Raw genomic sequence first — 406 nt, forward strand, 5'->3', positions numbered from 1 at the left:
CATTACCCGGTGCCTCACTGAAACAGTCAAGCACCTTATCACCGGCGAGAACATCGATGCCCAGGGTATCCGGGCGCAGAGCGGCAAAGCGATCCTTTTGTTCCTGAGTCGCCGGACTATCAACCCGCTGATAAACCGAACTGCCATACTCTGCGGTTAGTTCCTCGTAGTACTGATGTGGCGTCTTGCCGGTAACAGCCATGATCTCAGCAGCCAGCAAGCAAAGAATGATGCCATCTTTATCCGTACTCCAGGGCTTACCATCAAAGGTCAGAAAACTTGCACCGGCACTCTCTTCGCCTGCAAATGCAACGGATCCCTCACTTAGTCCATCAACAAACCACTTAAAGCCCACCGGCACTTCGTAAAGCTTCCGCTTACGACCCGCGACAACTCGATCGATCAT

General features: G+C 52.7%; 1 pseudogene. It reads right to left on the reverse strand.

The annotated features are described in order from the left end of the window. Positions 1-406 (reverse strand): annotated as a pseudogene (locus QWI17_RS08825) (phosphoglucomutase, alpha-D-glucose phosphate-specific); the annotation flags it as partial.

Origin of the sequence: Gilvimarinus gilvus (genome assembly GCF_030518155.1) — a bacterium.
GTDB lineage: Bacteria > Pseudomonadota > Gammaproteobacteria > Pseudomonadales > Cellvibrionaceae > Gilvimarinus > Gilvimarinus gilvus.